Genomic DNA, 12389 nt, shown 5'->3' on the forward strand with positions numbered 1-12389 from the left:
CTAAACGCGGTTCACTCCAATCACCGCCAATGACCGACTGGACGGAGAAATACCGGCCATCGACGCTGTCTGCGGTCCGGGGCAACGACAAAGCCCGCGGACAGCTCAAGAAGTGGGCGGACTCGTGGGACAGCCACCGGAAGGCGGCCATCCTCCACGGCTCGCCCGGGGTGGGCAAGACCTCGGCGGCGCACGCACTGGCCTCGGACATGGGCTGGCCGGTGATGGAACTGAACGCGAGCGACTCGCGAACCGCCGACGTGGTCGAACGTATCGCGGGCGAAGCGGCGAAGTCCGGTACGCTGACCGGCGGGACCGGCGGCCGACGGCTCGTGATTCTCGACGAGGCCGACAACTTCCACGGGAACGCGGACTACGGTGGCTCGCGCGAGGTGACGAAGGTCGTAAAGAGCGCCAACCAGCCGATCGTCCTCATCGCGAACGAGTTCTACGACATGAGCAACGGGCTGCGAAACGCCTGTGAGGACATCCAGTTCCGCGACGTGTCGGCGCGCTCTATCGTCCCCGTCCTGCGCGACATCTGTCGGCAGGAAGGCATCGAGTTCGAGAAGGAGGCCCTGCGCAAAATCGCCGACAACACGAGCGGCGACCTCCGCTCGGCCGTGAACGACCTGCAGGCTGCGGCAGAGCCGGGCAAGCCGCTGACCGTCGACGACGTGGTGACCGGCGAGCGCGACACGACCGAGGGCATCTTCGACTTCCTCGACGACGTCATCAAGAACAAGGGCGCACAGGAGTCGCTGTACGCGGCCTACGACGTGGACGAGACGCCCGACGACCTGCTCAACTGGGTCGAGGACAACGTCCCGAAGGACTACCGCGGCGACGAACTCGCCGACGCCTACGACTACCTCTCGCGGGCCGACATGTGGCTCGGGCGCGTCCGGGCGACACAGGACTACTCGTTCTGGAAGTACGCGACCGACAACGTCGCCGCGGGCGTCGCGGCCGCCCGTCGTCACGACCACAGTGGCTGGACGCGCTACGGGCCGCCGAGCTACTGGTCGAAACTCGGCCGGTCGAAGGCGACCCGGAAGAAGCGCGACGCCATCGCCCGGCGAATCGCGGAGACTGGCGGGTTCAGCATGGCGACGGCGCGGCGAGACGTGCTACCGTTCCTCTCGACGATGACGCATCACTGCAAGCCCCGGGAACTCACGGTCCAGATGGCGGCGGCGTACGAACTGAACGCCAAAGAAGTGTCGTTCATCACGGGCAGCGGCGCGGACACGAACAAAGTCCAGTCCATCGTCGAAGACGCCGAAGAACTCCGCGAGGAACTCGCCGTCGAACACTCCGGCGGCGCATTCGAGGGCTTCGCCGAGGGGTCGTCGCGTGCCGAAGACGCGTCGGCGGCCGACGGCGAAGACGAATCCGCCGGGGGAGACGACGGCCAGGCAACGCTCGGCGGCGCGGACGCAGATGGAGCAGGCGACGGCGACGACTCCGACGCGGAAGAAGACGAGACTGACAAAGCAGAAGCGGCAGCCAAAGACGACGGGCAGTCCGGTCTTGGCGACTGGATGTGAAGTAGGAACATAGTAAAACTTCCTACCAGTTCCATGTGAAATTTTATCGCAAGACTCAAGTCCTCAAACTCCTGTTTTTCAAGGTAGTTTTCCGATGAAACGACCGCTGCTCGCACTGACGTTGGCCCTCATGCTGCTGGTTGCAGGCTGTAACACCGGCTCACAGGGGACCTCAGCACCAGAGTCGACCGCTCCGACCGCAGACGAGACGTCGGCAATGACCACGTCCGAGACCACCGACGGTGGCTCGGATACGACCGATTCCGCGACGACGACCGAACAGCAACAGGCGGAAGTCTGTGAGTACTCCGGGTCCGGCGACGACGACATCGTCCAGGAGTCCGGTACCTGTCTCGGCTTCGACGCCGACCAGGTGTACCGGAACGTGCTGGAGATGGCGGGCTCCGACCTCGACAAGGGGCCGTCCATCCAGTCGAAGACGCCCGAACAGACCAACCCCTACTCCGCCGAGGCACTTGGCCTCAGTGAGGCCTCGTTCCAGTCCGTGATGGGCATCGCACCGGAGTCGACGCCGCAGGTGTACGTCGCTGGCTACGCACAGCCCCAGACCGGCCCCGACGGGAGCGTCGAGGTCAACGTCGTCATGCGCTACATCGCGAAGCAAGACGGCGCGCCGGCCCCCGAGCGCGTCCAGAACGCGAGCGAGGCCGAGATTACGGCCGCACACGAGTTCCTCCACGCGATTCAGTTCTACCAGGGCAGTCAGGACCGTCTGGCGAGCAACCTCGTCAGCGAGGGCGTGAACCTCGGTGACGTCGAAACCTCCCTCGTCGAAGGCAGCGCAGTCTACTTCGAGAGCGAGTACCAGGAGGAGTACATGGACCGCGAGGCCACCTCTCGCTCCGTCGAAGAGTGGTCCGACGCCTCCGCGTTCTCGATGTACACGCTCGGCCCGTACGTGATGGGCGAGCGCTACACGAAGTTCCGCGTCAACTCCACCGCCCAGTTCGAGACGCTGTACGACAACCCGGCGATCTCGATGGAGCAGATCATGCACAACAAGATGCCCGACGAGGACCGCCCGAAGGAGCTGTCGGTCCAGCAGGGCAGCGACTCCGTCTGGAACCAGTACTCCAAGGCGACGAAGGGCGAACTGTTCCTCCGCTCGTCGCTCACCGCCGAACTCGACGGTGACACCGCTGCCGCCGCCGCAGAAGGCTGGGGCGCGGACAAGGTGATGGTGTTCCAGAACACCAGCTACGCCCAGAGCTACAAGAAGGGCTTCGGCTGGACGCTCCGCTTCGACGATGCGTCCGAGAAGGACGAGTTCCAGTCCGCGTACCAGTCGTGGATGGAGAGCCGTGGTGAGGACATGGGTGGCTACTACCAGATGGACGAAGACCACACCTACCGGATGGTCGAAATCAGCGACGAGACCGTCGTCGTCCTCGCTGGCCACGAGCAGTTCGTGACGCAGGCGACCGCGTCCGGCTCCACCGCCGACGTGACCATCACGATGACCGGCTCCGACCAGACCGCGTCGGTGCAGGCAGACGACGACAGCGACGAATCGCTCGTCGCCACGTCGCTCTCGGCACCCGTCGCAGCGTAAGTACAGCAACAGAGCAGTTCTTTTTCGGTCGCAGTCGTCGATGCCGAGTCCCGACACTCAGAGAAGACCGACTTCCTCACCAGCCGCGCGGAACGCCTCGATGCAGTGTTCGATGTCCGATTTCGAGTGTGTCGCCATCGGAGCCACGCGGAGTCGGCTCGTTCCCTCGGGGACCGTCGGCGGACGGATGGCCGGGACGACGACGCCACGCTCGCGGACTGCTTCGGCGAGGGCGAGTGCATCACGCCGGTCACCGACGAGCACGGGGAGGACGTGCGTTTCGCCCCAGACCTCGTAGCCCAGCCCGCGCAGACCAGCCCGGAGTTGCGTGACGTTCGACCAGAGTCGGTCACGACACTCGCCGTGTCGGGCGATGTGGAGTGCTTCGCTCGCTGTGGCGGCAGCAGGCGGTGCGAGTCCCGTCGAGAAGACGAACGGGCGCGCGGTGTTCACGAGGTGTCGAATCAGTTCCTCGCTGCCGGCGACGTAGCCACCCTGGCTGGCGAGTGCCGCCGAGAGCGAGCCGACTTGAATGTCGACACGCTCAGAGAGCCCTTCGCGCTGGACGATACCGCCGCCGTCGACGAACAAGCCCGTCGCGTGCGCTTCGTCGACCATGACCCACGCACCGTACTCCTCGGCCAGGTCGCAAATAGCGTCGAGGGGCGCGACCGTCCCGTCCATCGTAAACACGGAGTCGGTCACGACCAGCCACGAATCGTCCGGGTCGGCCATCACGGCACGGGCGTCGAGACACTCGCGGAGGCTGGCCGGGTTGCAGTGGTCGTACACCTCCACGTCGGCATCGGAGAGTCGGCAGCCGTCGACGATGCTCGCGTGATTCAGGGCGTCGGAGAACACCACGTCGGGCGAGAGGGCCGCGATGGTGCCGACGTTAGCGGCGTAGCCGGAGGAGAACGTCAGTGCCCGCTCGGTCCGCGTGACCTCCGCGAGGCGTGTTTCGAGGTCGCGGTGGACGAGCGTGTCGCCAGTGACGAGGCGGCTGCCGCCTGCGCCCGTCCCGACCACGTCGGCGGCCTGTGCCGCGGCTGTCTGGACCCTGTCAGACTGCGTCAGACCGAGGTAGTTGTTCGAGGCGAGGACGAGTCGCTGTTCGCCGTCCAGTACCGCCATCCCTGCCCCCGGGTCCGGCGCGAAGTAACTCCGCTCGGCCACCCGGTCGACGGGGGCCATATCGCGATAGAGGTCTGCGTCCCTGCGCGTCGTGACGCGCGCTGCGAGGTCGAAGCCGCGCTCACTCATCTGCCCACATGTTCTCACATCGGGTCTTGAACTGTTCGGAATCCGGAGCAAGCAGTCCGAGGGAGTGAGAGTCTGTCAGACTGAGCAAATAGTTCGCGGAGGGTCGACGCGCCGCCGGAAGTCACCGAATCCGGTCGAGTCGTCGCGCCATCTCGGCTGTGACCCAGTCGGCCAATTCCTCGCGCGATTCGTCGAGGTACTCGACGTAGTTCTCGAAGTGCCCGGAGTACGCCAGCAGTCGGACCGCGTCGTAGATGGGCGTCCGCGCCTCGTACCCGTCGGGTAGGCCGCCAGCCCGAGCACGGTAGCCGTCGTAGAACGCCGTCGTCATCCGTTCCGGGTCGTCGGTACTGGACTCGGTGAACTGCTGGTCCTGCGTCCGGTACACGTCGCGGGCCGGGTCGCCGACGTGGGAGATCTCCCAGTCGAGAAAGCCGACACCCGCATCGGTCTGGAAACAGTTCGGCATCGCCGGGTCGCCGTGGAGCAAGACAGCCGGTGTGTCGTCCAGCAGGTCGCGGTTCGTCTCGATGGCGGCCGCCACCTCGTCGAAGTGGTGGTCGAATCGGTCCGATGGGGCACGCGTCTGCATCTCACCGATGGTGTCCACGAGCACGTCGGTCCACGATTTCGTGTCGAGGTCGATACCTGACGCGCCGCCGCCGACCACGTGCCCGTGCGCGTCGAATCGGAGTTCGTGGACCGTCGCCAGTGCCGTGCCGACCTCACGGGCCATCGCGGCACGCGCCGGTTGGTCTGCTTCGCCCCAGTCTCGGTGCAGAAGCCGGCCCTCTACCTCCTCGGTCGCCAGATACGGGACGCTCGCTGAGGGGTCGCAAGCGGCGATAGTCGGGACGGGTACCGAACTGTTCGCTCGCACGAACGCCAGTACCGCCGACTCGCGGGCGATTCGTGAGCCGTCGCCGTCGAGCGCGACCTTCAGGTATATTCTGTCGCCGTCTTCGAACTCGACACCGACCGTCTCGTTCTGTTCGTTCCACGATGGCCCGGACGCGCCCGTCGAATCGACCGTCCGGTCCGGGAAAGCGTCGTGGAGTGCCGACCTGAGCCGCTCGTCCATAGTCGTTGGCGACTTCCAAGACCGAGTAAAAGTGCTTTCGGGCGCTGTGTGCCGCGGTCTCAGTTACCGAACTTCGCCCGGTAGTCCGCCGTCAGGTCGGCGGCCATCACGAAGTCGGGTTCGTCGGAGATGCCCGCGCGACAGAGCGAGGCATCCGAGACGGCGTCGACCGTCTCGGGGATGAGGACCCGCGTCCGGTCCGCACCGAGGTCGGCCGCGTCTCGGCGAATCGCGGCGAGCAGTTCGCGCAGGGCGTCGAGGTCGTCCCAGCCGGCGACGCCGTACTCGACCCAGTGCTTCAGCTCGTCGTTCTCGTCGGGGCGCTCGTAGTCGCGAACGCGGTAGGTGACCCCACGAAGGCCGTCGCCGCTGGTGACGGCTGCGAGCAACTGTTCGGCCGCAGCGCGCTCGAACCGAGATTCGGTCAGTTCGACCACGGCCCACGACTCGTCCATCGCGAGGCCGAGTCCGTTGAGGTAGTCGCGGGCGTCGCAGTCGGTCCAGTACGTCCACGCCGCCGCCGGGTCGTCGGTCGTGTCGAGCGGCCCTGACGCGTCTGCGTCGGGGTCCGGGTGCATCCAGCGGAACTCGGTCGCCGGGCCGAAGCCGACGCCGCGGGAGTGGCCCAGCCCGGCCATGTTCCACGAGAACACCATGTTGCGGGCGACGGTCGCGCCCTGGTCGCGCGCCCAGTCCCACATCTGGTGGGTCAGTTCGAGACCGATGCCCGTCCCGCGATAGTCGGGGTCGGTCCGCATCCCCTGACACCACGCCTCGTGGCCGGAGAGGAGGACGGTCTGAGCGATGGAGACGACCTGTCCGTCGACCTCGGCCGCGCAGGTGAACTGGCGGTCGTACTCGTCCTCGTCTTCCAGCCAGTCGTGGTAGATACGCGGGATGTAGTCGCTCCCGCCGCGGTCGGCCCACGTGTCCTGTGTGAACCCGACCACGTCGTCGTGGTCGTCGTGGGTCGCCCGCCGGTAGGTCACGTCCTCTGGCATCAGGCGCTCCAGGGGCGGGACTGCTCGGTGATTTCGCCCGCGAGCGGTTCGCGCATCGCCTGCGCGACTTCGCTGTCGTCGCGGTTCGCCAGCACCCACATCAGCTTCACCTTCGCCGTCGCCGGGAGCAGGTCCTCGCCCTCGACGATACCCGCGTCGAGCAGGTCGCGGCCGGTGTCGTACACGCGGTCACAGACGCGGCCTTCGAGACACTGGCTGGTCATGACGACCGTGGTGCCATCGTCGACCAGTTCCTCGATTTTCGGGATGAAGTCCGTGTGGACGTGCCCGAGGCCGGTGCCCTCGATGACGACGCCGGATTTGCCCTCGCAGACGTCGAGGAAGCCGGGGTCCATCCCGGGCGTGAACTTCACGAGTTCGACATCCGAGTCGAGGTCTGCCGCGATGTCGAGGTCGACCGAATCACGCTCGGCGTATTCGCCGTGGTACTCGACGGTCTCGGTGTCGTAGTCGACGATACCCAGTGGCTCACCGCCGATGGTCTGGAAGGCGTCACGGCGCGAGGTGTGGTTCTTGCGGACGCGCGTGCCGCGGTGCAGGGCGCACACGTCGTCGCTCTCGGAGCCGTGCATGCAGACCATGACCTCGGCGGCGTCGGCCTTTGCGGCCTCGACGGCACAGACCGCATTCATCACGTTGTCCGAAGACGGGCGGTCTGCCGAGCGCTGGCTGCCAGTGAAGACGATTGGGACCGGCGTGTCGAGCATGAACGAGAGCGCCGACGCGGAGTACTGCATCGTGTCCGTCCCGTGCATGACGACGACGCCGTCGGCGCCGTTCTCGATTTCCTCGTGAACGGCCTCCGCAAGGTCCTGCCAGATTGGCACCTCCATGTTCTCGGAGAGGATGTTGGCGACGACGCGCCCGCGGTAGTTCGCTCTGCCCGCGAGGTCCGGTACCGCCCGGAGCACGTCCTCCGCGTCGAACTGCGCCGTGACCGCACCGGTCCGGTAGTCGACCGTCGACGCGATGGTTCCCCCAGTGGAGATGAGCGCGATGGTCGGGAGGTCCGGGTCGAACTCGACTTCGCTCGTCTCGCCCGAGTCCTTCTGGGCCTGCTCTATCTGGTAGACGTCGTGTTCGAGAACCTCGACGTCGCTGTCTTCGCGGTCGATACCGACGTTGTACCCACCGTCGAGTTTGACCACCAGCTGGTCGGCCGTCGACGAGGGCAAGAGGACGCCCTCGTACTCGCTCGCCGCCCGCGTGACGCGGATGCGGTCGCCTGGATTCATGCGAGGCGCTTCGCTACGGTCGCACCTAAAGGCATCCTTCTCGGCGACAGTCGCGTTTCGGCGTGGCAGTGGTGGCGTGTCAGTGGTGGCAGTCCTCGGGTGTTCGCGTAGGAAATACGTCGCTGTCTGTCCTGGCGTCGCCGCGTCCCGTTTCGACAACAGGAGGACGACTGCTGGTGTGCTGGTGTACACGACCGCAGCCACACCCTCCCCAACCGATTCGCTCCACTCACTTCGTTCGTGTCGCTCATCCCTCGCGCGTGAATTCACGACACGCCACACTGCCGTGTGGCGGTCGCTCGCTCGCGCGCCACAGTGGATGGTTCACAGAATCGACGCGGGCAGAATCAGTCACCAGACACACCGCGGTTCGCCTGTCACTCGACCACGAAAAGGCTCTTGTCAGTTCCCGCACTACTCTGGGATATGTCCGAGCGCTCCGGCGAGAAGACGAAAGAGAAGTCCACCGAGGAGATTCTCGCCGAGACCGACAAGTTGCTCTCCGACCTCGAAGGCGGCGACACTGGGTCGGCTGACCAACAGACCGGCTCGAAGCGAGATAAACGGAAGCAAAAACAGTCCCGCAAATCGCAGGCCGACGACGGCCTCGACGTGGACCTCGGTATCGGTGGCGACAGCCGCTCGAAGGCGACGAAGCAGCAGTCCTCGTCGAGCGGTGACGCTGGGTGGAAGCACTACTTCAACCCGAAGTCGTTCCTGCTGGTCGGCCTCCTCCTCACCGTCGGCTTCGTCGCGGGCGGGTTCGCCCCACTCGGCGGTATCGGCGCGTGGTTCGGCATGGTCATCGCCGCGTTCGCCTACGGGTTGGGTACCTCGAACGGCCGGTATGCGGAAACGGCAGTGGCCGGAGGTGGTGTTGGCCTGCTCACCGCACTCGTCAACAACATGCAATTCGCGTTCCTCCCGAACGGCCAGTGGTTCCTCGCCTTCGGCGCGTTCCTCGGCCTGCTCGGCGGCGTCGTCGGGTACTACTTCGGGAGTGACCTGCGAAACGGCCTCACGGGGGACCCCGACGACTTCGACGACGAACCATCGTGGTGAGTCAGGACGGCATCCGACGATTCTGCTGGAGGAACGTCCAGATAGCGTAGGCCAAGACGACCGTGACGCCGACGGCCAGAAGGAAGTGCGCAGTGTCCGTGAGAAACGTGACCAGCAGGGCTGCCCACCAACCGAGAAGTGCCAGCCGACCGTTTTCGGTCGGATTCCCGCGCCAGTACTGGAAGGGAAGCCAGATGGCGAGCACCACGAGCAGGCCAAGGAGTAGTTCGGTCCAGACGACCGTCAAAACGAGGACTGCGAGTGTGAGGAGGGCACCGACTGCAGCGACGACGCGACCGTTCATGTCTGTTCTTGTACAACTACCCCGATAAGTCTTCGCCGCGCGAACGGAACTGTGTCCGACTCAGTCCGCCAGCGTCCAGCCCTCGGTCGAGTACCGGACCAGCCCGTTCTCTTGCAGGTCTGCGAGGATCTCCTCGACCATCGCCGGTGGCGCGTCGACAGAGTTCGCGATTTCGACGACGGACTTCGGGGACGAGCGAACCGCGAGGAGGACGTCCGCGTACAGGCGCGAATCAGCACCTGCGCCGACCGTCTCGGTGATTCTGTCCAGCACGTCGGTCATCCGGCCCTGTACCCAGCGCTGGGCCATCGACAACTCGTTCTCCAGTTCTTCGAGGCGGGAGAGGTCGGCGATGAGGTCGCGCGGTTCGTGCTGGTCCTCGGTGTACTGCACGTCGAGTTTGAGGTGGCGACACGTCGTCATGTCGAGGCTCTTCGACGCCGGATACGCACTCTTAGTGGCGAAGCCGTACGGCGAGACGTTCACTTCCAGTCGGAGGTTGCGTGCGATGTGGAAGTACTTGCGACGCTGGTCGTCGGTGTGGCTCTCGATGAGTCCCGCGTCTTCGAGCTTGCGAAGGTGTTCGATGACGGCTTTGGGACTCACGTTCAGGTATTCGGAAATCTCGGTGACGTAGCAGGGTTTGCGTGCGAGCAGTCGGAGGATACGCCTGCGGTTTTCGTTCCCGAGGAGATCGAGCAGCGCCGCTGAATCCATCTAGGTCACCGTTGGCGAGGGGCGCGTAAAAGAATGACTGTGCTATCGTCGGGTTTCGATGGGACGGATCAGCACGTCGGAACCGTTGCCGTTCCCGCCGCCGTTACCGTTCCCACCGTTTCCATTGCCGCCGCCGTTACCGTTCCCACCGCCGTTGCCGTTGCCGTTACCGTTGCCGCCGCCGGTCGTGTTACCGTTGGCAGGCGCGTCAGTCGGCGGTCCCTGTCCGCCACTGGCGTTACCGTTCCCCGGCGTGCCACTCTGGCCCGGGGTGTCGTTCCCGTTTCCCTGCTGGACAGACTCGTTACCAGCACTTCCGTTGTTGCCACCGGGGCCATTCCCGGGCGTGTCGGCCGGTTTGCCCTTGCCTGGCAGGTTCACCGGCTTACCCTTGCCGCCGAGTTCACCGGCCATCTCGGCGATTTCGGGGCCGGTGAGGTTACCAGCTTGCGAACGGAGCTGGTCGAGTCGCGTCGTGTTGGCACCGACCGTCTGTGCACGGTTTTCCGTCTCGTTCAGGCCGTCGGCGATGGCCGACAGCTGGCTGGTCAGCGCGGCCAGCTGTGCACGATACGCGACGGGGTTCAGCTCGTCTTTCCGCTCTTTCAGGCGCGACAGGCGCTTCTGGATGGCCTGAATCCGCGCATCGAGTTCGTTCGTCCGCTCGGTGACGAGCGCCTCGCGCGAGACGTTCTCCGACTGGTTCCAGGCTGCGTCCCACATTCCGGCGTCGACCGAATTGTTCGCGTCGGTCGCGCTCGACTGCATGAACGTCGACATCGCATCGCCCATCGACTGGTTCGGCTCGTTCGCACTCGACTGTTCCATCTCGGCGACACCATCACTACTCACACCGACTCCCACGTCGGGCTGGACCTCCGTCGCGGCGACCGAGACGGCCCCGAGGACGAGGGAGAGACTGAGCACCACGGCGAGTATGCTCCGCATCGTCCATCCCTACGACAGCCGACCCTAAAAAGAGGGGATACTGTTCTGACCGTTCAACCACAGCGTCCACACCGTTCAGCCACAGCGTCAGAACTGTTTACCCCTGCTAAGTGGGTCGTTCTAACCGACGAACATCACCGACGACCACGAAAATCGGCTGGCGAGTCGAATTGCGAGTCCACAAGTAATTAGCCCATCAGGCTTTTGTGTGTCATTGCCTACCATAGAATCGTACAGCATGTTCGAGGAGTTCTCGCGCGGCTACTACTTCGGGCGGATGTACGTCGTTCCGTACGACGGCGACCGTCCAGTGATGCAACGCGACCAGTACGCACACGTCCGTCGGCAGGTGTACCCCGACGAGACTTGCGAGTCCGACGAGCGAACGCTTCCCGCACCCGCGGGCGACGACCCGCTCGTCATGAAAGTCGACCAGAGCCATCTCGCCGTCACGGGCGAGGCCGCCGTCCCGGCGGACACACTCGCCGTACCGCGACGGATCCTCGACCGAACCAGCGTCGATGGCCCCCACGAGCGCAAGGAGGTGTTCCTCGCGAAGGCCGACCGCGCCGACCAGTTGCTCGAACTGACCGGCTACCGTGACGTGGAACCCTTCGGCATCGACGAATCGAGCGATGGCTTCGACCGCGACCGCTTCGGCGGGAGCGTCGGAACCTAGAAGTCGGCGGCAACCACTTTTCGAGTCGATGCTGGACGAGTTGCTCGGGCGCGCCGAGTTGAAAGAGCGCATCGACGAACTCGAAGCCGAGAAACACCATCTGGAGCGCCAGTTGGAGGCCGAACAGGAGCGACGGGCCGACGCCGCGAGCGCCAGACAGGACGCCGAAGAACGCGTCAACCGGCTCGAAGACCGCATCGCCCAGTTGGAGGGTGACTTAGACCGAGCCGACAGCGACGACGAGACGGTGTCGCTCGACTTCCGCCGACAGGAATCGCTCTCGGGTGAACGACTCGACGAAGTCCTCGACCGATTAGAGCGCGTCGCAACCGGCCCGGAAGGCGCGCTGTCGGCGATGGTCGCAGACGAAGACGAGGTGCCCGAGGCTGTCCGCGACGAACTCGGTTCGCGCGCGGAACTCGTCGCCCGCGCTGCGCCGTGTCTCGTCTACACCGACGACGCAGGGCTGGTCAGTGCCACGCTGGAACCGGCCGTGGCTCCGGACGACTTCTGCGAGTGGAACGACTCGTTTCGGGTCGACCGGTCGTGGTTCGAGCCGGTTGGCACCTTCTCGCTAGCGCTGGTCCGCGCCGACCTGTTCGCGCTCGGGACCTACGACGGCCGCGAGCGCATCGAGTTCACGGGGTTCGAGACGGACGTGAAGAGCAAGCACTCGAAAGGCGGTTTCTCGCAGGCGCGCTTCGAGCGCATCCGCGACGAGCAAATCGAGTTACACCTCGACGACTGCCGCGAGGCCATCGCCGACCGCGAGGCGTCGCGCCTCTTCGTCGTCGGCGACCGCCGACTCGTGAGTGAGTTCGCCGACGAAGCCGAGATCACTGTGGCAGTCGACGCGACTGGCAGCCCACGAGAGGCGCTCGACGACGCGTTTCACGACCTGTTCACCGTGACGCTGTCGTCGGTCTGAGATTGTAAGGGTCGGTAGGAGACCACC

At 65.3% G+C, this 12389-nt stretch carries 12 protein-coding genes; 5 read left to right on the top strand and 7 right to left on the bottom strand.

Translation table 11 applies throughout. The features are described from left to right. Positions 1–29: 29 nt before the first annotated feature. Together ACSC1P_RS06555 and ACSC1P_RS06560 are read left to right on the top strand one after the other, a co-directional pair. Entirely contained in the window at positions 30–1550 is a 1521-nt protein-coding gene (locus ACSC1P_RS06555) for a replication factor C large subunit (RefSeq protein ID WP_435359333.1), read from the top strand. A 94-nt stretch (positions 1551–1644) separates the two neighbouring features. Continuing rightward, on the top strand, positions 1645–3123 hold the full coding sequence (locus ACSC1P_RS06560; protein WP_435359334.1) for a hypothetical protein: 1479 nt from the start codon (positions 1645–1647) through the stop codon (positions 3121–3123). Between the two features lie 57 nt (positions 3124–3180). On the opposite strand, the gene ACSC1P_RS06565 is transcribed toward ACSC1P_RS06560, so the two are convergent. The 4 genes from ACSC1P_RS06565 to gatD all read right to left on the bottom strand — a co-directional run bounded on the left by ACSC1P_RS06565 (position 3181) and on the right by gatD (position 7724). Then, on the bottom strand, positions 3181–4386 hold the full coding sequence (locus ACSC1P_RS06565) for an aminotransferase class I/II-fold pyridoxal phosphate-dependent enzyme (RefSeq protein ID WP_435359335.1): 1206 nt from the start codon (positions 4384–4386) through the stop codon (positions 3181–3183). Between the two features lie 121 nt (positions 4387–4507). Further along, a complete protein-coding gene (locus ACSC1P_RS06570; RefSeq protein ID WP_435359336.1) occupies positions 4508–5467 on the bottom strand; it encodes a phosphotransferase family protein in 960 nt (319 codons plus the stop codon). A 59-nt stretch (positions 5468–5526) separates the two neighbouring features. Beyond that, the gene (locus tag ACSC1P_RS06575; protein ID WP_435359337.1) at positions 5527–6468 is read right to left on the bottom strand and encodes a GNAT family N-acetyltransferase; all 942 of its coding nucleotides are present in this window, start codon (positions 6466–6468) and stop codon (positions 5527–5529) included. Next, the gene (gatD, locus tag ACSC1P_RS06580; protein ID WP_435359338.1) at positions 6468–7724 is read right to left on the bottom strand and encodes a Glu-tRNA(Gln) amidotransferase subunit GatD; all 1257 of its coding nucleotides are present in this window, start codon (positions 7722–7724) and stop codon (positions 6468–6470) included. Before gatD ends, ACSC1P_RS06575 begins: the two co-directional genes overlap by 1 nt. 426 nt (positions 7725–8150) lie before the next feature. Here gatD and ACSC1P_RS06585 point away from each other — a divergent pair, with 426 nt between their 5' ends. Continuing rightward, positions 8151–8786 (top strand): DUF8526 domain-containing protein, encoded by a 636-nt coding sequence (locus tag ACSC1P_RS06585; RefSeq protein ID WP_435359339.1) that lies wholly within the window; start codon positions 8151–8153, stop codon positions 8784–8786. Position 8787: 1 nt separating this feature from the next. Here the strand turns inward: ACSC1P_RS06585 and ACSC1P_RS06590 are convergent, their stop codons facing one another. Genes ACSC1P_RS06590 through ACSC1P_RS06600 form a run of 3 tightly spaced genes read right to left on the bottom strand, consistent with a single transcriptional unit; the run spans position 8788 to position 10755 of the window. Then, on the bottom strand, positions 8788–9090 hold the full coding sequence (locus tag ACSC1P_RS06590; protein ID WP_435359340.1) for a hypothetical protein: 303 nt from the start codon (positions 9088–9090) through the stop codon (positions 8788–8790). Between the two features lie 60 nt (positions 9091–9150). After that, positions 9151–9807 carry an ArsR/SmtB family transcription factor gene (locus ACSC1P_RS06595; RefSeq protein WP_435359341.1) on the bottom strand — a complete coding sequence of 219 codons (657 nt, stop codon included), beginning with the start codon at positions 9805–9807 and terminating at the stop codon, positions 9151–9153. A gap of 42 nt (positions 9808–9849) precedes the next feature. Further along, entirely contained in the window at positions 9850–10755 is a 906-nt protein-coding gene (locus ACSC1P_RS06600) for a hypothetical protein (protein WP_435359342.1), read from the bottom strand. A 238-nt stretch (positions 10756–10993) separates the two neighbouring features. Here ACSC1P_RS06600 and ACSC1P_RS06605 point away from each other — a divergent pair, with 238 nt between their 5' ends. Together ACSC1P_RS06605 and ACSC1P_RS06610 are read left to right on the top strand one after the other, a co-directional pair. Beyond that, on the top strand, positions 10994–11434 hold the full coding sequence (locus tag ACSC1P_RS06605) for a DUF5802 family protein (RefSeq protein ID WP_435359343.1): 441 nt from the start codon (positions 10994–10996) through the stop codon (positions 11432–11434). A 28-nt stretch (positions 11435–11462) separates the two neighbouring features. Continuing rightward, positions 11463–12362: a Vms1/Ankzf1 family peptidyl-tRNA hydrolase gene (locus ACSC1P_RS06610; RefSeq protein ID WP_435359344.1), complete on the top strand. Its 900-nt coding sequence runs from the start codon at positions 11463–11465 to the stop codon at positions 12360–12362. Positions 12363–12389: the final 27 nt, after the last annotated feature.

This window comes from Haloarchaeobius caseinilyticus, assembly GCF_051207395.1.
GTDB lineage: Archaea > Halobacteriota > Halobacteria > Halobacteriales > Natrialbaceae > Haloarchaeobius.

Coding starts and splice junctions, on each gene's coding strand:
- ACSC1P_RS06555 (WP_435359333.1), top strand. CDS start 30: ATGACCGACTGGACGGAGAAATACCGGCCATCGACGCTGTCTGCGGTC.
- ACSC1P_RS06560 (WP_435359334.1), top strand. CDS start 1,645: ATGAAACGACCGCTGCTCGCACTGACGTTGGCCCTCATGCTGCTGGTT.
- ACSC1P_RS06565 (WP_435359335.1), bottom strand. CDS start 4,386: ATGAGTGAGCGCGGCTTCGACCTCGCAGCGCGCGTCACGACGCGCAGG.
- ACSC1P_RS06570 (WP_435359336.1), bottom strand. CDS start 5,467: ATGGACGAGCGGCTCAGGTCGGCACTCCACGACGCTTTCCCGGACCGG.
- ACSC1P_RS06575 (WP_435359337.1), bottom strand. CDS start 6,468: ATGCCAGAGGACGTGACCTACCGGCGGGCGACCCACGACGACCACGAC.
- gatD (WP_435359338.1), bottom strand. CDS start 7,724: ATGAATCCAGGCGACCGCATCCGCGTCACGCGGGCGGCGAGCGAGTAC.
- ACSC1P_RS06585 (WP_435359339.1), top strand. CDS start 8,151: ATGTCCGAGCGCTCCGGCGAGAAGACGAAAGAGAAGTCCACCGAGGAG.
- ACSC1P_RS06590 (WP_435359340.1), bottom strand. CDS start 9,090: ATGAACGGTCGCGTCGTCGCTGCAGTCGGTGCCCTCCTCACACTCGCA.
- ACSC1P_RS06595 (WP_435359341.1), bottom strand. CDS start 9,807: ATGGATTCAGCGGCGCTGCTCGATCTCCTCGGGAACGAAAACCGCAGG.
- ACSC1P_RS06600 (WP_435359342.1), bottom strand. CDS start 10,755: ATGCGGAGCATACTCGCCGTGGTGCTCAGTCTCTCCCTCGTCCTCGGG.
- ACSC1P_RS06605 (WP_435359343.1), top strand. CDS start 10,994: ATGTTCGAGGAGTTCTCGCGCGGCTACTACTTCGGGCGGATGTACGTC.
- ACSC1P_RS06610 (WP_435359344.1), top strand. CDS start 11,463: ATGCTGGACGAGTTGCTCGGGCGCGCCGAGTTGAAAGAGCGCATCGAC.